This window comes from Methylobacterium sp. Leaf91 (assembly GCF_001422815.1).
Lineage (GTDB): Bacteria > Pseudomonadota > Alphaproteobacteria > Rhizobiales > Beijerinckiaceae > Methylobacterium.
The window spans coordinates 302,425-322,841 of record NZ_LMMP01000023.1 but is presented as its reverse complement, the minus strand read 5'-3'; the positions used below and the strand labels follow the sequence as shown (position 1 = coordinate 322,841).

Genomic DNA, 20,417 nt, shown 5'->3' with positions numbered 1-20,417 from the left:
TGAGGCAAATTCAGGCGCCTTTGGTCGCTTTCTGCGCCAGGGCGCCGAGATCCTTGGCCTGGGTCTGAATCGCGGCAATCTGGCTGTGCAGGAACGCGCTCTGCAACTCGAACGCTTCCTTCACGTCGCGGGTACGCACCAGCTTTTGAGCGAAGTCGAACGTCGAGCTTGCATTCGCCTGGACTTGGTCAAGGCCCTTGGCGATCACGGACTGGATCGTCTCATGCACCGTGTTGGACGAGGTCTGAAGCTGTACGGCGGATTTGACGACCGTGCCGAGCAGACTGCTCACGGCAGTCCGGGCCTGACCGACGCTCTTTTCCGCGAAGTCGCGAAGCTCGGCAGGAATTTCGTAGGTTGGCGCGTTCATGTCGTTCCTCTCTGAATGAGCGGTGGCGACACGGGATGACGCGCCGCACTATCGATATGTTGCGGTGCAATATGGAAGTCAAGATGGGGCGTTTAGCGGGAGCCCACCAGTAGCAGTGCCATCCCGGTGTTGGATTCAAATTAGCGGGATGCCGAAGGATCTGAGCATGCAATGTAGGCCAGCAAGTTAGGAATTGTGAAATATGACGTCCGCAGTAACGACTCATTGGCGGCTGTGTTGAGCATGTTGGGCTTGAGGATGATCCTTTTCGATGGGTCTCACGTGGGAGCCGACGCACAGGTTTTCTGCAGCTATCGATGACTTGGTGTTTCTAAGACATCGGGCGTTGCAGGCGATACGTTTCGGGTGATCCTTCGATAGAGGCGGACAAGTGCATCGGCATGGGCGTCAATCGACATCGGCGCGTTCCAATATCTAGCGTGAGCGGAACGCCCGAGCGTCTCCGCTGTCATCGCGTCGAGATTTCGGAAAGCCGCCGCGAGGGTTGTACGCTCCGGTGCGACTACATAACCGGTAACGCCGTTGACGACTTTCTCGGCGGCACCGGAGCGGTCTGACGCGATGACAGGAAGCCCGGTCGCCAAGGCCTCGTAGACGGTGAGAGGTCCCGTCTCGTACCACCGGGACGGCGCGGCCACGGCACGCGCACGTTGAGCAAGGATGGTCCATACCTCGTCGGGAGAGCGCCATCCCAGCATTTCCACATGCGGCTGCACGCTTAGTTCCGCCTCTAATGGTCCAGTTCCGATGAAGAGGGCCGGCATGCCGGCATCGCGTGCTGCCTCGGCGACGAGGTCCGCGCCTTTCTCGCGCGTCAGGCGACCTACATAGGCAATAGCTGCCGCCCCAGCCGGGTTGGCCCGTACTCCCCTTTCCACCCGGACGGGATTGTCGACCCGATGATGCGTCACGGAGAACGAGCCTTGCAGATCGTCAGCGCGGCGGAGGCTGGCATCGCAGACATGAACCAGATCGAGATGGCGCCGTCGCAAGGCACGGCTTTGAACGACGCTTCGCCCTACCCGGATGGCCTTGTGAAAGCGGCTCCTCGGATCGCAAGGCGCTACGACACAGGACTTTGAGAGTGGCTTCAGTCCACATGGGCGATCCTGGTCGAACCGGTAATAGACGCCGTTGGGGCAGGAAAGAAAGTAATCGTGCAACGTCACCGCCACGGGGACACCGCTGTCGAATAAGACAGGGAACACGCTGGGTGAGAGGCTCCGGGTCCATTGATGCAGGTGGATAACGTCTGCTGGCCTTGGGAGGCTGCCCAGTATGGAGCGCAGGCGTATGGCGGATTGCCAATTCCAAAGGCCAGACAAGGCCGCCCCCATAGGGGGGCGACTCCAGATGTCTGCGTTACCGAGGGTAATGTGCCGGATGTTCGGATGATCGAGTAACGGATCCACCGCGCCGTCGATGGCTTGGATGTAGGTAATGTCGATCCCCGCCTTAGCGAGGCCGTGCGCAGATTCGACCGCCACTTTCTCAGCACCGCCACTCGCTACGGCGAACTCGGCGAGGATCACGATATGCATGGCGCGCCCGATCCCTCGGCCAGCTCGAGGATCCCATGAGGCTCCGGCCGGTATGGCCAGGGTAGCGACGATCGACTCATGTCCGGTAAACGCCACCGTCGCACAGACGAGCCGCCGTACCGCCAGCGATGAAAGGGATCGGGCGTCGTCCCATCCGCGTTGATCGAGGTGAATGCGCAACCCCGGTGATGACCGGGCAAGCACCAGGAGACGCTGATGTCCGACCCGAAGCCAAAAGCCACGTCCGATGCCGACGAGAAACCTCGCGTTGACCCGGCGCGCGGCGGTGACAAGACGAATCCCGGTAATAACCAGGATGAGATGAGCGAACGACTCGATGAAGCGTTGGAGGAGACCTTTCCTTCAAGCGATCCGGTCTCGGTAAAAATCACGAAATAGGGCTACGAATAACCAAAGCCGAGATGTTGGGCATCTCGGCTTTGGTAGCGGTTCGGTGTCGTGGGCTCAGGTATCAGATTTCGCGCGACACCATCATCTTTTTGATCTCAGCGATGGCCTTAGCGGGATTGAGGCTTTTCGGGCAGGCATTGGCACAATTCATGATCGTATGGCAGCGATAAAGCCGGAACGGGTCGTGAAGAGCGTCGAGACGCTCGCCGGTGTTCTCGTCACGGCTGTCGATGAGCCAGCGATAGGCCTGTAGAAGCGCAGCGGGACCCAGGAAGCGGTCGCCGTTCCACCAATAGCTTGGGCAGGACGTGGTGCAGCAAGCGCACAGGATACATTCGTAGAGACCATCGAGTTGGGCACGGTCCTCCGGGGTCTGCTTCCACTCACCTTCGGGGGCCGGTGTCTCGGTTTGGAGCCAGGGCTCGACCGAGGCATGCTGAGCAAAAAAGTTGGTCAGGTCGGGTACCAGATCCTTGAGGACCGGCATGTGCGGGAGCGGGTAGATCCGCACTGCGCCGGTCTTCTTACCCTTCGCATGCTCCTGGCATTCATCGATGCCCATCGTGCAGGCGAGCGCGTTCTGACCCTCGATATTCATAGCGCAGGAGCCGCAGATACCCTCACGGCAGGAGCGGCGGAACACCAACGTCGAATCGACCTTGGCCTTGATCCACAGGAGGGCGTCGAGAACCATCGGCCCGCAATCGTCGCGATCGACTTGATAGACGTCGACACGCGGGTTGGCGCCGTCATCCGGATTCCAGCGATAGATCCGGAATTCCTGAAGGTTGTTGCCCCCGGTCGGCCGAGGCCAGGTCTTGCCCTCGGTAATCCGGGAGTTCTTGGGTAGGTTGAATTGGGCCATGGTTCGGCGTGCCTAAATCCGTCTCGTGAGTACCATCGTCGGGAGCGACCGCAGCCGCTTTCCTAGTAAACGCGAGCCTTCGGCTCGATGTATTGGATCTCGTTAGACATGGTGTAGGTGTGGACCGGACGGTAATCGATGTTCACCTGCTGAGATTTGTCGTCTAGCCACGACAGCGTGTGCTTCATCCATTCCTTGTCGTCACGATCGGGATAGTCCTCGCGAGCATGAGCGCCGCGGCTTTCCTTGCGGTTGGCAGCCGATTCCATGGTGACAACGGCTTGACCGATCAGATTATCGAACTCGAGCGTCTCGAGCAGGTCGGTGTTCCAGATCAGCGAGCGATCGGTGATCTTGATGTCGGCTTCGCCTTGCCAGACCTTATGGATCAGAGCCTTGCCTTCTTCCAGAACCTCGCCGGTGCGGAAGACCGCGCAGTTGTTCTGCATGGTCTTCTGCATTTCGGCGCGCAGTTCCGCCGTCGGCGTGCCGCCATCAGCATATCGGAAGCGGTCGAGACGACCGAGCGCCTTGTCGGCCGAATCCTTAGGCAGGTCCATCTGGCGACGGCCCGGCTCGACGATCTCGGCGCAGCGTAGGCCGGCTGCGCGGCCGAACACCACCAAGTCGATGAGGGAGTTCGAGCCGAGACGGTTGGCGCCGTGCACCGAGACGCAGGCAGCTTCACCCAACGCCATCAGGCCCGGCACCACCGTGTCGGGGTTGCCGTTCTTCAAGGTCAGTACCTCGCCGTGATAGTTCGTCGGGATGCCGCCCATGTTGTAATGTACGGTCGGCAGGACCGGGATCGGCTCCTTGGTGACGTCGACGCCTGCGAAGATTTTGGCAGATTCTGAGATGCCCGGCAGGCGCTGATGCAGAATCGCCGGGTCGAGATGGTCGAGATGGAGATATATGTGGTCGTTTGACTTACCGACGCCGCGCCCGGCCCGGATCTCCATGGTCATCGAGCGTGAGACCACGTCGCGCGAGGCGAGGTCCTTCGCGCTTGGAGCATAGCGCTCCATGAAGCGCTCGCCCTCGGAATTGGTCAGGTAGCCACCCTCGCCGCGGGCACCCTCGGTGATGAGGCAGCCGGCGCCATAGATACCGGTAGGATGGAACTGCACGAATTCCATGTCCTGCAGCGGAAGGCCGGCGCGTAGCACCATCGCGTTGCCGTCACCCGTACAGGTATGGGCCGAGGTTGCCGAGAAATACGAGCGTCCGTAGCCGCCGGTGGCCAGGATGGTCATCTGGGCACGGAAACGGTGGATTTCACCCGAGGCCTGATCGATGGCGATGACGCCGAGGCAACGGCCCTCCTCGTCCATGATGAGGTCGAGGGCAAAGTACTCGATGAAGAAGTTGGTGTGGTTCTTCACCGCCTGCCCATAAAGCGTATGGAGCATGGCGTGGCCGGTGCGGTCGGCCGCCGCGCAGGTGCGCTGTGCGGTGCCTTTGCCGTAATCGGTGGTCATGCCGCCGAAGGGGCGCTGATAGATTTTGCCTTCCTCGGTGCGGGAGAAGGGGACGCCCCAATGCTCCAGTTCATAGACGGCGGCGGGCGCATTACGCACGAGGTACTCGATGGCATCCTGATCGCCGAGCCAGTCCGACCCCTTCACGGTGTCGTACATGTGCCAGCGCCAATCGTCTGCGCCCATATTTCCAAGGGAGGCAGAGATTCCTCCCTGCGCCGCCACGGTATGCGAGCGGGTCGGGAAAACCTTCGAGATGCAGGCCGTGCGGAGACCAGCCTGAGAGCAGCCCACCGTGGCGCGAAGACCGGCCCCGCCGGCGCCGACGATCACCACGTCGAAGGTGTGGTCGATGATGGAATAGGCGGGCGCGCCGTTGCCGCTGGTTCCGTTGGTGGCCATGCGCAGATCCTTCGGGTTCGTGGGCGGGTCAGACGAGCTTGCCGAGGCTCACGCGGAGGATCGCGTAGAGGCAGGCAACGGCGACGACGACCGCATAGGCATTGTTGGCGAACAGGCTCAGGAATTTCAGTCCCTTGTCGTGGACGTAATCCTCGATGATGACCTGCATGCCGATCCTCATGTGGAGCGTGACCGAGATCACGGCGAGGATGAGAACGAGTGCAACGAGCGGGTGCGACATCAGCGCGACCGCCTCGGGGTAAGGCCGATTGGCCATCATTGCGACGATGACGACAAAGCCGAGCATCAAAGGCGCGTTGGTGGCGGCGGTCAGTCGCTGCTGCCAAAAATGCCCTGCGCCGTGGCCGGAGGCGCCGAGACCCTTCACCCGCGCACGCGGGGTACGCATCGTCACGTTCGTGTTCTGACGGTTGTCTACCATGGAGTCGCTCCTCAGCGCAGGACGAGGGCGAGCGCCCAGATGAGGACGGTCAGGATCACGGAGCCGATGAGGGTCGCGCGAGCCAGACCCAACCGCTGCTCACGGTCGAAGCCGTAGCCAAAATCCCAGATGAAATGGCGCAGGCCACCGAGCATGTGGTGCATCAGGATCCAGGTGTAGGCGAAGAGGACCAGCTTCCCGATGATGGAGCCGAAGAACCAAGCGACCCAGCCGTACGCAGCCGAGCCGGAGGCAAGTGCGACAAGCCAAATCGCTACCAGGGCGGTTCCACCGTAGAGAGCGGTACCGGTGACGCGATGGAACACCGACATCGCCATGGTCCAGGTCCAGCGGTAGATCTGGAGAAAGGGCGAGAGCGGCTGCGCGATCGTGGGTCTGACGGTGGGGGCCATTCTGCGAAAGTCCTCGGCACTTTGGGGCCAATGCCAGCAGGTATGCTGCTCAGATTGGACCGTCTCTAAAGGGGTAAGGGCCATGCGCCAATGCGCAAGCCGGTTAGATGTGCATTGCGGTGTGACACACTCACATGATCGTCATTCGGCTCGTCCTCATGGAATCTGGCCGAGAATACGCCACCAGAGGTAGTCGAGCGGCGTTACAATGAGCAGTGACGACAGACCGACTACGAGCGTCAGAATGGTCGCCGATCGGAGCGGTACCCGGCCGAGATCCATTGCCATCACGATGGGCGGAGCCTGGTAGGGAAGGAACAGGGTCGAGTATCCGACGACCTGGATCATCACCACGCTCGCGAGGTCCAGACCGCTCGCGCGGGACATCTCACCGGCCAAGGCCGTGTAGAGGGCGGGAGCGCCGTTGGCTGTGACGACGATGGCAAAGAGCGCCGCAACGATCGTCAGCACGCCGAAATTCTGTGCCGATGCTCCGTGTTCCAGCGGAGCTACGGCAAGTAGGACATGGCCTAGCCGGGCGCCGAGACCCGTCTCATTGATCACGGCGACCAGCCCGAGGAGAGCGGCCACGTAGAAGCAGGTTCTCAGGTTCACTGCGCCAAAGGCTTCCGCCGGAAGGACGCCGACGCGCGGCAGGAGGCAGATCACTGCTGCGATCAGCCCGATCCAGGCCGGGGCGATATGGTGAAGGCTGTCCGTCACCCAGAAACCCAGCGTCAGTGCCAGGATGATCGTCAATCGCACTTCCGGCGCGGAAAAAGCTGGTCCTGTCTCGCCGATACCGATGGTGGCTGGGCTCATCCGGTCTGGAAAAAGGCGCACGATGACAGCCACCAGAAGGATCCCCTTCACACCGGCGAGGATCGGCGCGTGGAGCAGCAGATAGGGCAGGTAGCCGACATGCAGGCCGTATTGGGTCTCCGCCGTGCCAGCCATGACCAGGTTGGGGACGTTGGCGGGGAGGATCGCCGCTGAGAGCAATGGTGTCGCCAGGGCTACGGCGAGGACCGCGCCGTTTCGCCCGGGGCGGCCAGGCTCCAGGCCGAATGCATCACAAAGGGCCAGAACCACCGGGATCAACAGGGCGATGCGCCCGAGATTGGACGGCATGACGAAGGCAAGGGCAAATGACAGGGTGACGATGACCGCTACAAAGCCGGTATAGGATCCGGTCAGCCGGCCCGCGAGGCTTCGCGCCAAGCGAGTGCCAAGGCCTGTCCGGGTGATCGCGAGACCGACTACCATCCCGCTCAGAACGAGCCAGAAAGCGGATGATGAGAAGCCAGAAAAGACCGTCGCTGCGGGAGCGAGCTTGAAAAGCATGGCTGCGGCGAAGAACATCATCGCCGTTACCACTTCGGCCACGATGCCACTTGCCCACAGACCCATGCAGACGGCGAGCAACAGCTCGGTGACGACCATCGTCCAATCGCCTGTCAGGGTGGTCGCCGCCTGCATCTGCCGGGAACGCTCCGCTCGGGCTGTGAAAAGCGGTTGCCCGGTATCGTCGGAGGGGACAGTGCTCTCGAATTGGAGTGGTTCGCAATTCGGATATCGCTGACCGATCCTTCGCCAAAGGCGAAGGATCGTCACGCTGCATGGGTCTCAGACCATTGTTCAGCGCAATCGATTTTCCTGATCTACCGCGATACGAATGAGATCTGCCAGTGTGCTGACGCCAAGCTTCTGACGCATGGCGGAGCAGGTGTTGAGAACCGTTCGGTACTTGATAGATAGCGCGTCGGCGATGCTTTGATACGAGGTGCCGCGGCTGAGGAGCGAAAGGATTTCGCGCTCGCGACTGCTCAGATCAGCCAGGGGCGAGCGACGGGCTCCGGCCTGCAGCACTGCAATCTCCACGGCGAGGTCGTGATCGAGGTAGCTACGCCCGGCGCGTACCGCTTCGAAGGCCCTGAGGAATTCCGCTGTCCGAACATCCTTGAAGACGTAGCCGATGGCGCCGCTTTCCAGGGCGCGCGAGACGATGATCGGGTCGTTGTGCATGCTGAAGGCGAGGATCCGCGTGTCCCGCGCGAGATTATGGATGCGCCGGATCAGCGACAGGCCGGACAATCCCTCGCCCTGCAGGCTGAGGTCGGCGACTACCATCTGCGGGCGCAGGCGGTGGAAGATCCGATACGCGGACATGATGTCCGTGGCCTCATGGATCGTCTCGACGCCCGCATCCTCCATGAGGCGCCGGAAGCCGCGCAGGACCACGGGATGATCGTCCACGACGAGGACGGCCGTCATTGCCGGTTCTCCCGTTCACGGGGGGCTCGTCCCTCGCCCTGGAGCGAGTAACGCTCCTTCAGCCTCGCCAGAGTCGTCGCCCGGTCGGCTCCCTGCTGGCGGGTGTTGTAATAGTGCTGGCACATCTCGCCGAAGAGCTGCTTGCGGTGGGTGGCGGCGGCGACCTCCTCCAGCCCGTCGAGAAGATCGGCATAGGGTTCGGGCTTTCCCGCCTCGGCCAGCATCTCGCCGAGCTGGACGATGCGGTTGGCCATCATGCGCGGATCCTCAATGAAGACCTCCTTGGCGCGAGCGAGGCTGTGGCGGAGATGCTCTGTCTGCGAGCCCACCTCCGCGGCGGGCCTGCCGATCTCGCGGCTCGCGAGCCACCGGGCCGGCTCGGTCGGGTCCGTATGCGAAAGCCAGGTTGGAACGTCGGCGTCCGATTTCGTGGCGACGAGGGCCTGATCCTCGGTGCTCGCGGCCTCGCCGCCGGCCTCGTCACCCTTGTCGCAGGCCGCCAGGGCGAGGGGAAGGCACAGGATCGCGCGTGTGACCCGTTTCATCGCACCGCCTCCGGGTTCGAGCCGACGGCGAGGCTGCGGGGCCCCTCTGCCAAGGGGATGCGGGCGGTTTCCTTCAACGACTTCAGGTCGATGACCGAGACCGAATCCGAAAACCAGTTCGCCACATAGGCGAAGGCCCCATCGACGGCGATGCCTTCCGGGTAGCGCCCGACCGGGATCGTCGCCTTGAGTCCGAGGCTGACCGAGTCGAGCACCGCTACGGTGCCCGCCTGCTGGTTGGTGACGAGGACGAGGCTGCCATCCTCGCTGGTCGCGACGCCGTAGGGCATCCCGCCGATCTTCACGGTGTTCGTCACCGTCAAGCTGCCCGTGTCGACGACGCTGAGGTCGCCGCTACGCACATTGCCCACGTAGAGCCTGTCTTCGCCGGGGCTCAGCCCGAGGGCGAACGGTCCCTCGCCCACCGGCACCGTCGCCACCCGCTCCATGCGCGCGGTATCGATGACACTCACCTGCCTGCTCTCGCGGTCGGCCACGTAGAGGCGGCCCCGCCGATCGAGGACGAGGCCGGCCGGGTCCTTGCCCACGGGGCAGTCGCCCTCGACGGCGCCCGTCGATGCGGAGAGGCGGACCACCCGTCCCCCGGCCCAGTCGCCGACGAAGAGGCTCTCGCCATCCGCCGAGGCGGCGATGCCGAAGGCCTGTCCGGGAAACGGCAGGCGCCGCAGGACCACACGGGTTCGCCCGTCGACCACGTCGATCCCCGCGTGGTCCGGTTGACTCAGGTAGAGGCGGCCGTTCGGTCCGGCCGCCACCTGCGCGATCCCCTGCCCTACCGCGATGGTGGCCGCGACCGTGGTGGCCCCGGCCTCGATGCGGCTCAGCGTCCCGGCTCCCTGGCTCGCCACATAGACGGGCCCGGCCTCCACCCGAGGGTTGGAGAGCGTCAGGACGAGACCGGCAAGGAGCATCGGGCGCAAAGGATTCATCGCGCCGTCTTGCCCTCCAGGCGCGCCTTCAGGCCCTTGAGCCCGTTGCTGAAATAGAGGTTCATCGCATCCTTGCCGGCGGCGTCGCTGAGCTCCTCCGGCGGCTCGTTGCCGGTGTCGCCGCGATAGAAGCGGCCGAGCCACTCGACCTTCGAGCCCTCGCCGTCCGGCGAGACGGTGATCGTCGCCGAGTAGGAGGAGACCGGCAGCGCCTTCAGGTCGGCGTCGCCGAGTCGGTAGGAATAGCTGCGCTTGGCCGCGTCCCACTCGTCGAGGCCTTCATCGAGGGTGCCACCGTTCTTCAGGGTCAGCGTGCGACGGCCGCCCGAGGCGTTGCCGCCGGTGCCGACGCTTTTCGCCACGTCCGGATGCCAGTTCGAGATGCCGGCGAAGTCGCCGACCACGGCCCAGACGGCATCGGGCTTTGCCGCGATGGCGATGGACTGGTCCACCTTCTGCGGCGTCGGGCCGTGCGCGAGAGCCGTGGTTGCGAGGAAGGCGGTGGCTGCCAGGGGAGCGAGGAACGCGGACGGCAGGGCAAAACGCATCGATCAGACCTTTTTTACCAGGACAAAACGGCCGGCCCCGAACAGAGGGGCGGCGAAAACGGCAAGGATCAGCGCGAGGGCGATCCCGCCGAAGACGGGGCGCAGGTCGAGGCTGCCCGGGAGCGGGCGCGGGGTCGCCGCGCGGACCAGCGCGGGGCCGACCCCGGCAGGGCCGTCGAGATGGGCGTAGGTCAGGCCCGTCGCCTGAGCGAGGGTCTTGAGGTAGGGCTCCCGCACCGAGGAGAGATGCTCGGTGCCGGAGGCCGCCGCAGCGCCGAAGGGGGCGTTGCGCGGGTTGTAGCCCTCGCGGCTCTCGGCATCGGCGGGGGGCGGGCCGAACCGGTTCTCCTGCTGGACGTCGCCCGAGCCATAGAATCCGGTCTCGCGGCCGCGATCGTTGTAGCGTGGGATCGGCGACAGGGCGTAGGCCCCCGCTCCGACGATGAGGCCGCGCACAGCGCCCGGCTTGCCGTCGAAGGCGGGTCCGCCGGTGCTGGGCAGGGGCGGCGCTTCGTGGCCATCGGTGATGAAGACGAGGTCGGTGCCGAGACTGGCCGCCATTTCCACCGAGCGGAACAGCCCCGCCGAGATCCGGCTGTCGCCTTCCCAGGCCATGCGCCAATCCAGGGCGTCCAGCGCACCGTCCAAGGGGGCGAAATCGGCGCAGACTTCGATGGGGGTGAACAGCAGGAACGGCCGGCGCTCGGTGAACAGGCCCAGTGCCACCCGCGACCCGCAGGGCAGCGAGGTGACGAGTTCGCGTAAGGCGGCCTTCGCCGTCTCCAGACGGCTCTGCGGTTTGCCGTCCGCCCCGACGTAATCGCGGACGTTCATGCTGCCGGTGATGTCGAGGACCGCCAGAATCTCGACGCCATTGCGGGTCAGCGGAAGGGGGCGAGCCACGAAGGTTAGCGCCACCAGAGCCAGTGCGGCGGCCAGGAGTTGGAACCGCCGGTCCCGCAGGTTTCGCCGGACGAGGCCGGGCGCGCTCACGGCTCGCCCCGCGGCTGGCCGGGGATTTCGGTCCAGATCTTCTTCGGTTCGGCCTTCAGTTCGTCGCCGGTCTTTCGGTCGAATTCCGGGAAGTCGCGGAGCAGGCGCGAGGCTACGTCGAGGTTGAACTTGGCGTCCCAGAGGTCCGGCCGGCCCTGGAGCGCGCGCCGATAATCCTGACGGGCCAAGGTGATGAGCGGTCCGGCCGGATCGAGGTTGCTCCGTTCCAGATGGTCGAAGGCTTGGCGCAGGCGGGCATTGCCGAGCGCATAACGGGCGCGAGCGGAGAGGTCGGTCTCGCCCCGGCGGTCGAGGGATTCGATCAGCGGCTCGATCTCCTCGGTCACGCCGCGACGGGCGAGATGCTGCACCCGCGCCAGCAGGAGCTGAGCCGGCGCGTCGAGGGAAACGGGAACGTCCCGGCCAGCTACCAGAGCCGCGATCGCAGCATTGTCGCGCGCTGCCCGCCAGGCCGCCGCGCCGAAGCCGAGGGCCACGAGAAGCAGGAGGATTGGCAGGGCGAGGAGGAGGTGCGGGCGGGCGCGGCGCAGGGCGTCGCCCAGTCCGGCACCGGCTCCCCCTCCCCCCTCTGCGGGAGAGGGTGGCCCTCGCGTCAGCGAGGGTCGGGAGAGGGGAGCGCGCTGTCCGGTGAGGTCGCCCCCTCTCCCGGTCGCTCCGCGACCACCCTCCCCCGCAGAGGGGGGAGGGTTGGCGCGCTGCGGCGATATTGGTTTCACAAACGCCTTCATGCGGCGAGCCTCTGCGGCTGGGGAGCCGGCGCGGCGGAGGCGGAAACCACCGGCCGGCGCAAGCTGAGATCCGCCTCGGCGAGCTTGGCCGCGACGAGCAGAATCAAGCCTAACAGGCTGATTCCATAGGCCCATCCCGCGAGGTCGCGCCGTGGCCGCTGCTCGATATAGGGGATCGGGTCGCGCTCAAGGCGCTCGATCTGGCCGATGGCATCGGCCACCGCCTCGGCGCCCTCGGCCTCGAAGGCGCGGTAGGGGATGCCGAGGCTCTTGAAGAACAGATCGAGATGACGTTCGGGCGCGGCCTGAGGGGTGTCCTCGCCCGATGGCCGGTCGGAGATGGAGGGCGAGCCCTTCGTCCGCAGGAAAAGCCAGTAGAGGTTCGGGCGAAGTCGCGCGAATTCGGCGCGCAACGTCCCCTGGACGCGGGGATCGATCACCGCAGCGCCGTCCGAGACGATGAGCAGGGCGCGCGAGACGTTGGCGGTACTGGCGCCGAACTGCGAGAGGGCCATGCCGAGGCCGCGCGCCACGTTGGTGTAGTCGAGGCCCGGCCGGTCGATGGCGGCGATGGCCGCGCGGACCGCCTCGTGCCGGTCGGTCATCGGCACCACGAGCATGGGGGCCGTGGAGAAGGCCGAGACGGCGAACTGGTCATGGGCGCGGCTGCCGACGAACTCGCCGAGCAGCCGGCGCGAGGCCGCCGCCTTCGATTCCTCGGCACCGGAGGGCTGCATCCCGGCGAAGGTCTCGTTCATGCTTCCCGAGCGATCGACCAGGATCGAGACCTGGGCCCCGATGCCCGTCCGGGTGATGGTCTCGCCCTGGCGATAGGGACCTGACAGGGCGACGACGAGGCCGCCGATGGCGAGGATTCCGGCCGCGCGCAGGCTCCAGCCGATGAGGCGCGACAGGCCGTCGACGGGGCTGGCCGCGATGCTGGACAGCGGAGTGACCCGCTGGCTCGACGCGGCGAGCGGCAGCAGCGCCAGCGGCAGCAGCCACAAGACCCAGGGAAAATCCGCCATCAGGCGCATGACACCACCGCCATCAGACCCATGCTTCGACCGCCATCGGACGGGCTTTCGGCTCGTTCATGATTCCCGCTCTATGGCGGTGAGTTTCCGGGTCAGGGCGACGATGTCGGCCAAGGGCAGACGCTGCATGGTGGCGGCCGGACCGGGTCCGAAGAAGCTGTGACGCGACGCGTCGAGGAAGGCGGCGAGGCCGGCCCGTTCCCGCGCATAGGCGGGATGGCGGATGAGGAAGGCCGGCAGGTCGTCGGCCAGGACCCGGCGCCCGTCGGTCTCGTCCAGCGCCCGGTGAAGCGCGAGAAGCGCGGTCTCGTAGGCCGCCTCGTCCTCCCTCCGTCCGGCGAGGACGCGCAGGCGGCGCAGGCACGCCGCGAAGGCGCGTCCTTCGCGCTTGGCGAAGGGCCACCATGTCCGGTCCCAGGTAAGGCCGGCGAAGGCCAGAAGGGCCATGGCCATGAAGCCGGCGCCGCCGACGACGAGGGGTTGCGTGTCGAGGGAGGCGACCCGCCCGTCCGGACGCAGGTAGTTCCTCGGGTCTTCCTGAGCCGGCGGCTGGACCTCGCGCAGGGGCGAGATGTTGAACGACCACGGCGGAACCTGGGCCTTGGCCGTGGTCGCGCCCGTGTCCGTCTCGCTCACGAAGGTGACGACGAAACCGGGGATCTCCAGGGCGCGGGCATCGAGGGCGGCGTAGAAGTTCTGGTAGGTGAGATCGAGGCGCACCCGGCTGCCGCCGCCCACGGATGCCTGCGTGACCGCGACGGTGCGAAGGTCGAGCCAATAGGTGATCGCGCCGGGCTGGGGCAGCGAGGCGGCCTGCAGGGCAAAGCCCGGCTCGACCACGATATCGACCTGGGCGCGGACGAGATCGCCGAGGAAGTAGCCGAACGGGCGCGGCGTGCGCACCTCGACGGTCCGCACCTGGGACTGGGCGGCGAGCGACGAGCAGAGCAAGAACAGGAGCGGGGCGAGGCGGCGCATGGGATGCCTCAACTCGCCAGGAGGTGACGGCTGATCGCGTCCGGGTCGAAGCGGCCCGCGAGGCGGAAAGGCGGTCGCCCATAGGTGGAGGCGATCCGGCGCAGGGTCTCCGCCCGCTCCGCTTCGCGCGCGATCCAGCGGCGGCGCAGGCTCGGGCGCATGAAGACCACGCGGCGGCCGGCACCTTCGAGATCGTCGAGTTCCATCAGGCCCCATTCGGGCAGGCCGTCTTTCTCGGCAGCATCAGCTAGGACCACCGGCACGAGGTCGTGGCCCGACAGGCTCGCGAAGGTCTCGGTAATGAGTGCCTCCGGCCAGCGGAAATCGGAGACCAGGAACACGATCTTGGGACGGCCGACGAGGCGGCGGGCCGCCTGCCCCATCCCGTCCGCGCGGTCGCCGGTACAGGCGGCGTCCATCAGCCTGGAGACGACGTCGCCGGCAATGCTGCGGCGACGGCTCGCGGGCAGGAACACGTCCTCCCGCAGGGTGGCATCGCAGCCGAGCAGGCCGAAAGCGTCCCCGATGCGCGTGGCCGAGGCGGCGAGGCAGCCGCAGAAGGACGAGACGAGCCCCATCCTGTCCGCCTCGCCGGAGAAGCGCATGGAGGCGGTGAGATCGACCAGTGCCCAGATTTCGAGCGCCGTGCGGCTCTCGAACCGCCGGACATAGGTGCCTTCGAACGGATCGCGCAGGGTGGCGCGGACGTCGATGCGGCGGGCATCCGGCATGCGCAGGAACGGCACCTGGTCGCGGAAGGTGCCGAGACCGCCGGCATCGCGGCCGCGATGGGCACCCGCCATCGTGCCGGGAACGCGGCCGCGCGGGCGATAGACGATGTCCGGCGTCGGCTCCTGGGGCGTTCTCTCGGGCGCCGTCACGGGGCGGGCACGGTGTCGAACACGGCGCGGCAGAGCTCCGGCACGATGGTGCTGCGGCGCATCTCGTAGATCGGCTCGAGGAAGACGCGGTGGGCCATCACCTCGGGGAAGATCGCCCGGATGTCCTCGGGCACGAGCCAGTCGCGGCCCTCCAGCCAGGCGCGGACGCGGGCGGCGCGGACGAGGAAGGCGACGCCGCGCGGCGAGGCCCCGCCCTGGATCAGCGCCGACATGTCGATGCCGGGCAGGCGGATGCCGGCCTCGTGCGGGCGGACCAGGGCCTCCCACAGGCCGACCACGTAGGCCTCGATGGCCGGGCTCGCCTGGATGCCATGCTGGATCGCCGCGCCGATCCCGGCCATGGCGGCGTGATCGAGGACGCCGCCGTCGATTCCCGCGATGAGGGCATCGGTGTCGTGGAAGCGCGGATCGAAGACGAGGGCGCGGCGCGCCTCGGCATCGCGCGGGGCTTCGAGCCCAATCTCCATCAGGAAGCGGTCGCGGGCGGCGGCCGGGAGTTCGAAGGTTTCTTCGCGCTCGACGCGGTTGCGGTCGGCGAAGACCTGGAGATTGGGGAAACGGTATTCGCGGTTGAACGCGGTCAGGCTGCGCTCGGCCATGAGGCGGAGCAGGAGCGAATGGACCTGCGGACGGGCGCGGTTGATTTCGTTGAAGAAGAAGATCGAGAGGTCTTCGGATTGCCGCAGCACCGGCCCCGGCTCCACGCGCGGGCGGCCGTCATCGGCGAGGTAGGTGTGATAGATGAGGTCGGACGGCATCATGTCCACCGTGCCCTCGATGCGCTCGTAGGCGCCGCCGAGCGCCCGCGCCACGGCGCGCAGCAGGGTGGTCTTGCCGACGCCGACATCGCCTTCCAGCAGCACGTGGCCCCGGGCGAAGAGGGCGATGGTGAGAAGCCGGATCGCGCGGTCCTGGCCCACCACGGCGCCGCGGACCGCGCGCTCGAAACGGCCGGCCGCCTCGCGCCAATCGGTGAGCATCGCGTCGCCGGAGCGGATGTCGTTCATGGGGTTTGCCTTTGAGGACAGCGGCCGCGATCCCCGGACGGAGCGGTCCAGGCGCCTGAGGGGATCGCGGTCACCGTGATGGCCGCCCAAAGCGATAGGCGGCGACGACGTCAGTTGGAGGAAATCTTGGTGACGTCGTATTCGAACTTGCCGGTCTTCTTGGCGGCTTCGATGCGCTTCTTGTTGCGCTCTTCCATCTGCTTGATCGAATCGGCCTGCTTGTTCAGCTCTTTCGGATCGTGCTTCGGGTCGTATTTCGTGCCGGCGATCTTCTCGGGGAAGCCGGGCTTGGGCTGCCAGCAATCGCCGGCGGCCTTGCACTTGGTGCCGTCATAGGCGAGCGCGGGAACGGCGAGCAGCGCGCCCGCACCGATTGCGAGAGCCGTGATGAGTGTCCGCATGGTCGTTTCCTCTGGTTTGATTGTTACGGCGTTCGCCGCTTCTCGCTCACCGCGCGAGGCATCCTCGCGCGACGTGACTTCCCAAGACTGCTACTCCAGCGGTGGGCACTGGCCCGGAGCGTCCTTGGGGAAGGTCTCGCCCTGCTTGTAGGGCGTGTATTTCTTCTTCTGCTCGTCGTTGAGCCAGACGGCGTCCTTGACCGGGCCGGTATAGAGGTGCCGGATCCAGGCGATCGTCTGCAGCATCTCGTCGGGCGTCAGGTTCTCGTTGTGCGGACCCATCATGCCGTTGGCGCCGCCGAAGATGGTGGCGAACAGGCCGGTATCCTCGGTGTTGGACGGATAGGTCCAGTAATTGTCGTTGAGGCCGGGACCGAGCTTGCCTTCGGCGAGGTGCCCGTGACAGCCGGAGCACGAGGTCGCGAACAGCGACTCGCCGTTACGCAGGCACGACTTGTCGTCGATGTAGAGGTTCTTGCCGGTCTGGAAGAACTCCTTGACGGCGGGAGTGTCGCGCCCGCCTTCCTTGCCTTCCGAGACGTTCAATTCTTCGCCGGTCACGGTGTTGCGGAAGGTGATCCCCGTCGAGGGGCCCGCGGAGGGCTGGGCCAGGGCCGCCAGACCGGCGGAGGCGAGGCCGAGCCCGAGAAGGGCGGCGAGGACACGGTTCGTGTGACGCATCAATTTGCTCTGTTTATCCCCGGACTTGCGGCCGAGGTGGGCGTACCGGTGCTCAGCGCACCGGCGACGCGGGACAGGGTTCGGAGGATCAGTTGGAAACGGGGGTGACGGGCACGCCGTCCTGGCGGAGGATCGCCTCGATCTGCGGGCGAGCCTTGGCGATCGCGGCGTCGAGGGCCGTCTTGAGGGCCTGGTTGTCGCGGCGGACGCCCATGGACTGGTCGAAGCTCTGCGGCACCTTCTGGCCGTCGCTGCGCACCGTATCGTCCGGCACCGGATTCATGCGCAGGGGCTGGCTCGAATCCTTGACGTAGCGGGCGACGTCCGGCGCGAAGGCCACGGCGACGTCGGCCTTGTTGGCGACGACTTCGCTGACCATCCGGGCCGGGTCGATCTGCGTGTAGGTGTTGCGGGCCGCGCGGAAGTTCACCAGCGAGTAGAGGTAGGCCATGTCCTCCTCGTAGCGGCCGATATCCTTCAGCATCGCCTCGCCCGGCGTGCCGAAACCGACGACCATGTGGTCGATCGTCTTCAGGCGCGGATCGGACCAGGACTTGATGTCGAGGTCCCGGTCGGCGCGGGTGATGAAGACGTAGCCGCTGCGGTAATAGGGCTTCGTGGTGAGCACGCGCGGGTCGTCGCTGTCGAGGCCGACCACCACGTCGCACAGCTTCTTGTCGAGGCTGTCGCGCACGAGATAGATCGCCGCCTTGTCGGACCAGACGAACTGCGCCTTGCGCCCCATGGCCTCGGCCACGGCGGAGACGATGCGGTTCTCGAGCCCGGAGCCGTCCTTCATCGAGAGCGGCGGCTGGTTGGCCGCGCAGACCCGAAGCACGGTGTCGTCGGGCGCGGATTTCGTATCGGCCTGCGCGAACGCGGCACTGCCGAGGGCGAGGAGAGCCGCGACGGACAGGCATCCTTTGGCGAAGGACATGAGAGCGTTTCCGTTGTTTTTTATGGGTCGGATTCTTTGGGATCGAGGCGCTGCGAACGGAGCGCCGCTCTCCTCCGCAGCGGATCTCGGGCCTGCCCGAGATCCGTCGAGATTGCGGGGAGGAGTTGGAGGTGGGGGTGGCTCCGCTGGCCTCTGCAGTCTGCGGGTCACCCAACCACCACCACTCCTAACCTCTCCCCACTAGGGGGAGAGGGACGCGCTCGTTTCCCGATGCAGCCGTTACTTGGCTGCGGTCTGGTACTCGCCGATGCTCGGATCGTCGTACGGACCCTTGCCGTTCAGCGAGAACACCATCACGCCGCCGCCCATCTGGGTGTAGTTGGCGAGCTTCTTGAACGCGCCCACCGCGCCGAGGCCGGCAGTCGGGTCCTGAAGGTCGAACACGAGGCCGACACCCGGCCAGCCGCCGACGCCGTAGTAGATGGCGACGTACTGATCACCCTTGTGGCTGTAGGTGATCGGGTAGCCGATGGCGCCCGACGGCATCTTGAACTTCCAGAGAAGGTCTCCGTTGTCCGAGTTGCGCGCCTTGATGTAGCCGTCCAGCGTTCCGTAGAACACGAGACCGCCGGCGGTCGCCGTCGTTCCGCCCCACACGGCGAAGCGCTCCATCTTCTCCCATTTGAACTCGCCGGTGATGGCGTTGTAGCCCTTGATCTGGCCCAGACCTTCGTAGTTCTGGCGATCGCCCTTCGGGCCGGGATACATGTTCAGAGTGGCGCCGACGAAGAACTGACCGGCACGGTAGGGAAGCATGAAGGGCTCCCAATCCATGCAGATGTGGTTGATGCCCATGAAGAAGAGCTTGCGCTCGGGATCGTAGGAATCGTGGCCCTGGTTGTGGTAGCCCATCGCCGAGGGACAGATGTCCTTGGCGAGGTGGTCCATGCGGGTGCCGTATTCGGGATCGCGCACCGGCTGGCCGGTCTTCAGGTCCACCGACTTGAACACGTTGACGGTGTCGTCGATCTTGTTGGCCGAGACGAGCGAGCCGTCCGTCCGGTCGAGCGTGTAGACGATGCCGTTCCGGTCCGGATGGGTCAGGAGCTTGCGGTCCTTGCCGTCCTTGTCCTTCTGGTTCGACAGCATCATCACGTTGACGCCGGCGTAATCCCACTCGTCGTGCGGGGTCTTCTGGTAGCCGAACTTGGCCTCACCCGTATCGGCGTCGCGGCCGAAGATGGTCATCGTCCACTTGTTGTCGCCGGGACGCATGGTCTCGTTCCACGGCGCCGGGTTGCCGGTGCCGAAGTAGATCAGGTTGGTGCCGGGATCGTAGGCGTACCAGCCCCAGTTGGTGCCGCCGCCGATCTTCCAGGCATCGCCCTCCCAGGTGGAGGTGCCGAGGTTCTTCTGGCCGTAATGGGGGTTCTTGATGTTGAAGTCGGAGGCGAGCAGCAGGTCCTTGTCCGGGCCGGTCGCGTAGGCGCGCCAGACCTGGGAACCGGTCTTCACGTCGTAGGCGGTGAGGTAGCCGCGCACGCCGAGCTCGGCGCCCGAGGAGCCGATGATGACCTTGTCCTTCACCACGTAGGGGGCGATCGTCAGCGTGGAGCCGACCTTGATGTCGGAATTCTCGACCTTCCACACCGTCTCCCCGGTCTCGGCGTTGAGCGCCATGACGTTGCCGTCGAGCAGGGTCTTGAGGATCAGCGCCGGGGTCTTTCCGTCGCCGGGCCAGTAGGCCAGACCGCGATTGACGAGATCGCAGCAGGCGACGGCGCGGGCGGCCGGGTTCTGCTTGGGCTTGTCCTGCCACAGGATCTTGCCCGGATCGTCGAGGGCGAGAGCAAAGGTGTTGTTCGGGAAGGAGGTGTGGATATACATCTTGTTGTCGACGACGACGGGCGCGCCCTCGTGGCCGTTGAGCAGGCCGGTCGAGAACGACCAGGAGACCTTGAGGTCCTTCACGTTCGTCGTGTTGATCTGCTTGAGCTTGCTGTAATTGTCCGAGTCGTAGTTCTTGCCCGGCATCACCCAGTTTTCATCGCTGTTCGACAGATCGATGAGCTTGTCGTTGGCGTGAGCGATCCCTGACAATCCGATCGGTGCCAGGGCCAAGACGGCCAGCACCGAGACTGAATTCAGTAACCTGTTCATTCTGCGTCTCCTGCCCTTCTGCCGCGTGCTCGACCCCAGGGGATCGGCCGCAGCCATTGCTTTCGCCGGTTCAGCAAACAGTCAGTCGATCGATATTATGAACGTATTTATAAGAATAACCTGACGCTGGCCGCTCTTATAAAAGACTTATTACTGATCCATCGGCTAGCTATATAATCATTTGCTTTGCCTGATGTCTTTAGCCACTTCAACCTTTTTTTACAGGACGATTTGGCAACTTGTTCCATGCTTTTATCCCGGTCTGGCGGGTGATCCTGGGTAAGACTTGCGGAAGACCGACATAGGTGAACGACCGGTCTTTCCCTTTCGGTCGAAGCACTTGCCCTG

At 65.4% G+C, this 20,417-nt stretch carries 22 protein-coding genes; 1 reads left to right on the top strand and 21 read right to left on the bottom strand.

Features of this window, described 5'->3' with window-relative positions:
- Positions 1-10: 10 nt before the first annotated feature.
- Together ASF32_RS16200 and ASF32_RS16195 are read right to left on the bottom strand one after the other, a co-directional pair.
- On the bottom strand, positions 11-370 hold the full coding sequence (locus tag ASF32_RS16200; protein WP_056430384.1) for a phasin: 360 nt from the start codon (positions 368-370) through the stop codon (positions 11-13).
- A gap of 311 nt (positions 371-681) precedes the next feature.
- A complete protein-coding gene (locus tag ASF32_RS16195) occupies positions 682-1,932 on the bottom strand; it encodes a glycosyltransferase (protein WP_056430380.1) in 1,251 nt (416 codons plus the stop codon).
- Between the two features lie 216 nt (positions 1,933-2,148).
- Here ASF32_RS16195 and ASF32_RS16190 point away from each other — a divergent pair, with 216 nt between their 5' ends.
- On the top strand, positions 2,149-2,331 hold the full coding sequence (locus tag ASF32_RS16190; RefSeq protein WP_056430377.1) for a hypothetical protein: 183 nt from the start codon (positions 2,149-2,151) through the stop codon (positions 2,329-2,331).
- Positions 2,332-2,404: 73 nt separating this feature from the next.
- On the opposite strand, the gene ASF32_RS16185 is transcribed toward ASF32_RS16190, so the two are convergent.
- From ASF32_RS16185 to ASF32_RS16095, 19 genes are all read right to left on the bottom strand, one after another.
- A complete protein-coding gene (locus ASF32_RS16185) occupies positions 2,405-3,208 on the bottom strand; it encodes a succinate dehydrogenase iron-sulfur subunit (protein ID WP_056430374.1) in 804 nt (267 codons plus the stop codon).
- 62 nt (positions 3,209-3,270) lie between these two features.
- Positions 3,271-5,091: a succinate dehydrogenase flavoprotein subunit gene (gene sdhA, locus ASF32_RS16180; RefSeq protein ID WP_056430371.1), complete on the bottom strand. Its 1,821-nt coding sequence runs from the start codon at positions 5,089-5,091 to the stop codon at positions 3,271-3,273.
- Positions 5,092-5,119: 28 nt separating this feature from the next.
- Positions 5,120-5,533 carry a succinate dehydrogenase, hydrophobic membrane anchor protein gene (gene sdhD / locus ASF32_RS16175; protein WP_056430368.1) on the bottom strand — a complete coding sequence of 138 codons (414 nt, stop codon included), beginning with the start codon at positions 5,531-5,533 and terminating at the stop codon, positions 5,120-5,122.
- Positions 5,534-5,544: 11 nt separating this feature from the next.
- Positions 5,545-5,946 (bottom strand): succinate dehydrogenase, cytochrome b556 subunit, encoded by a 402-nt coding sequence (gene sdhC / locus ASF32_RS16170; RefSeq protein WP_056430365.1) that lies wholly within the window; start codon positions 5,944-5,946, stop codon positions 5,545-5,547.
- Positions 5,947-6,102: 156 nt separating this feature from the next.
- Positions 6,103-7,425: an SLC13 family permease gene (locus ASF32_RS16165; protein ID WP_056430362.1), complete on the bottom strand. Its 1,323-nt coding sequence runs from the start codon at positions 7,423-7,425 to the stop codon at positions 6,103-6,105.
- A gap of 159 nt (positions 7,426-7,584) precedes the next feature.
- Complete coding sequence (locus ASF32_RS16160) at positions 7,585-8,220, bottom strand: response regulator transcription factor (protein WP_056430359.1); 636 nt, start codon at positions 8,218-8,220, stop codon at positions 7,585-7,587.
- Entirely contained in the window at positions 8,217-8,765 is a 549-nt protein-coding gene (locus ASF32_RS16155) for a hypothetical protein (RefSeq protein ID WP_056430356.1), read from the bottom strand. The genes ASF32_RS16160 and ASF32_RS16155 overlap by 4 nt, the downstream gene beginning before the upstream one ends.
- Positions 8,762-9,715 (bottom strand): cytochrome D1 domain-containing protein, encoded by a 954-nt coding sequence (locus ASF32_RS16150; protein ID WP_056430353.1) that lies wholly within the window; start codon positions 9,713-9,715, stop codon positions 8,762-8,764. Before ASF32_RS16150 ends, ASF32_RS16155 begins: the two co-directional genes overlap by 4 nt.
- A complete protein-coding gene (locus tag ASF32_RS16145; RefSeq protein WP_056430350.1) occupies positions 9,712-10,263 on the bottom strand; it encodes an SRPBCC family protein in 552 nt (183 codons plus the stop codon). Before ASF32_RS16145 ends, ASF32_RS16150 begins: the two co-directional genes overlap by 4 nt.
- A gap of 3 nt (positions 10,264-10,266) precedes the next feature.
- Positions 10,267-11,256, bottom strand: coding sequence for a vWA domain-containing protein (locus ASF32_RS16140; RefSeq protein ID WP_056430347.1), 990 nt, complete (start codon positions 11,254-11,256; stop codon positions 10,267-10,269).
- Entirely contained in the window at positions 11,253-12,005 is a 753-nt protein-coding gene (locus ASF32_RS16135) for an MxaK protein (protein ID WP_348271048.1), read from the bottom strand. The genes ASF32_RS16140 and ASF32_RS16135 overlap by 4 nt, the downstream gene beginning before the upstream one ends.
- Entirely contained in the window at positions 12,002-13,042 is a 1,041-nt protein-coding gene (locus tag ASF32_RS16130) for a vWA domain-containing protein (RefSeq protein ID WP_056430345.1), read from the bottom strand. The genes ASF32_RS16135 and ASF32_RS16130 overlap by 4 nt, the downstream gene beginning before the upstream one ends.
- A gap of 57 nt (positions 13,043-13,099) precedes the next feature.
- The gene (locus tag ASF32_RS16125; RefSeq protein WP_056430342.1) at positions 13,100-14,020 is read right to left on the bottom strand and encodes a hypothetical protein; all 921 of its coding nucleotides are present in this window, start codon (positions 14,018-14,020) and stop codon (positions 13,100-13,102) included.
- A gap of 8 nt (positions 14,021-14,028) precedes the next feature.
- On the bottom strand, positions 14,029-14,823 hold the full coding sequence (locus tag ASF32_RS16120; protein ID WP_244478138.1) for an MxaS protein: 795 nt from the start codon (positions 14,821-14,823) through the stop codon (positions 14,029-14,031).
- 74 nt (positions 14,824-14,897) lie between these two features.
- On the bottom strand, positions 14,898-15,929 hold the full coding sequence (locus tag ASF32_RS16115; protein WP_056162404.1) for a MoxR family ATPase: 1,032 nt from the start codon (positions 15,927-15,929) through the stop codon (positions 14,898-14,900).
- A gap of 110 nt (positions 15,930-16,039) precedes the next feature.
- The gene (locus tag ASF32_RS16110; protein ID WP_056255295.1) at positions 16,040-16,330 is read right to left on the bottom strand and encodes a methanol dehydrogenase [cytochrome c] subunit; all 291 of its coding nucleotides are present in this window, start codon (positions 16,328-16,330) and stop codon (positions 16,040-16,042) included.
- Positions 16,331-16,420: 90 nt separating this feature from the next.
- Entirely contained in the window at positions 16,421-17,011 is a 591-nt protein-coding gene (gene moxG / locus ASF32_RS16105; RefSeq protein WP_056430336.1) for a cytochrome c(L), periplasmic, read from the bottom strand.
- Positions 17,012-17,099: 88 nt separating this feature from the next.
- Positions 17,100-17,948 carry a methanol oxidation system protein MoxJ gene (gene moxJ / locus ASF32_RS16100; protein WP_056430333.1) on the bottom strand — a complete coding sequence of 283 codons (849 nt, stop codon included), beginning with the start codon at positions 17,946-17,948 and terminating at the stop codon, positions 17,100-17,102.
- A gap of 240 nt (positions 17,949-18,188) precedes the next feature.
- Positions 18,189-20,069: a methanol/ethanol family PQQ-dependent dehydrogenase gene (locus ASF32_RS16095; protein ID WP_056430328.1), complete on the bottom strand. Its 1,881-nt coding sequence runs from the start codon at positions 20,067-20,069 to the stop codon at positions 18,189-18,191.
- Between the last annotated feature and the right edge of the window lie 348 nt (positions 20,070-20,417).

Coding starts and splice junctions, on each gene's coding strand:
- ASF32_RS16130 (WP_056430345.1), bottom strand. CDS start 13,042: ATGCGCCTGATGGCGGATTTTCCCTGGGTCTTGTGGCTGCTGCCGCTG.
- ASF32_RS16135 (WP_348271048.1), bottom strand. CDS start 12,005: ATGAAGGCGTTTGTGAAACCAATATCGCCGCAGCGCGCCAACCCTCCC.
- ASF32_RS16195 (WP_056430380.1), bottom strand. CDS start 1,932: ATGCATATCGTGATCCTCGCCGAGTTCGCCGTAGCGAGTGGCGGTGCT.
- ASF32_RS16145 (WP_056430350.1), bottom strand. CDS start 10,263: ATGCGTTTTGCCCTGCCGTCCGCGTTCCTCGCTCCCCTGGCAGCCACC.
- ASF32_RS16110 (WP_056255295.1), bottom strand. CDS start 16,330: ATGCGGACACTCATCACGGCTCTCGCAATCGGTGCGGGCGCGCTGCTC.
- sdhA (WP_056430371.1), bottom strand. CDS start 5,091: ATGGCCACCAACGGAACCAGCGGCAACGGCGCGCCCGCCTATTCCATC.
- ASF32_RS16200 (WP_056430384.1), bottom strand. CDS start 370: ATGAACGCGCCAACCTACGAAATTCCTGCCGAGCTTCGCGACTTCGCG.
- sdhD (WP_056430368.1), bottom strand. CDS start 5,533: ATGGTAGACAACCGTCAGAACACGAACGTGACGATGCGTACCCCGCGT.
- ASF32_RS16125 (WP_056430342.1), bottom strand. CDS start 14,020: ATGCGCCGCCTCGCCCCGCTCCTGTTCTTGCTCTGCTCGTCGCTCGCC.
- ASF32_RS16185 (WP_056430374.1), bottom strand. CDS start 3,208: ATGGCCCAATTCAACCTACCCAAGAACTCCCGGATTACCGAGGGCAAG.
- sdhC (WP_056430365.1), bottom strand. CDS start 5,946: ATGGCCCCCACCGTCAGACCCACGATCGCGCAGCCGCTCTCGCCCTTT.
- ASF32_RS16155 (WP_056430356.1), bottom strand. CDS start 8,765: ATGAAACGGGTCACACGCGCGATCCTGTGCCTTCCCCTCGCCCTGGCG.
- moxJ (WP_056430333.1), bottom strand. CDS start 17,948: ATGTCCTTCGCCAAAGGATGCCTGTCCGTCGCGGCTCTCCTCGCCCTC.
- ASF32_RS16115 (WP_056162404.1), bottom strand. CDS start 15,929: ATGAACGACATCCGCTCCGGCGACGCGATGCTCACCGATTGGCGCGAG.
- ASF32_RS16165 (WP_056430362.1), bottom strand. CDS start 7,425: ATGCAGGCGGCGACCACCCTGACAGGCGATTGGACGATGGTCGTCACC.
- ASF32_RS16190 (WP_056430377.1), top strand. CDS start 2,149: ATGTCCGACCCGAAGCCAAAAGCCACGTCCGATGCCGACGAGAAACCT.
- ASF32_RS16095 (WP_056430328.1), bottom strand. CDS start 20,069: ATGAACAGGTTACTGAATTCAGTCTCGGTGCTGGCCGTCTTGGCCCTG.
- ASF32_RS16160 (WP_056430359.1), bottom strand. CDS start 8,220: ATGACGGCCGTCCTCGTCGTGGACGATCATCCCGTGGTCCTGCGCGGC.
- ASF32_RS16150 (WP_056430353.1), bottom strand. CDS start 9,715: ATGAATCCTTTGCGCCCGATGCTCCTTGCCGGTCTCGTCCTGACGCTC.
- ASF32_RS16120 (WP_244478138.1), bottom strand. CDS start 14,823: ATGGCGGGTGCCCATCGCGGCCGCGATGCCGGCGGTCTCGGCACCTTC.
- moxG (WP_056430336.1), bottom strand. CDS start 17,011: ATGCGTCACACGAACCGTGTCCTCGCCGCCCTTCTCGGGCTCGGCCTC.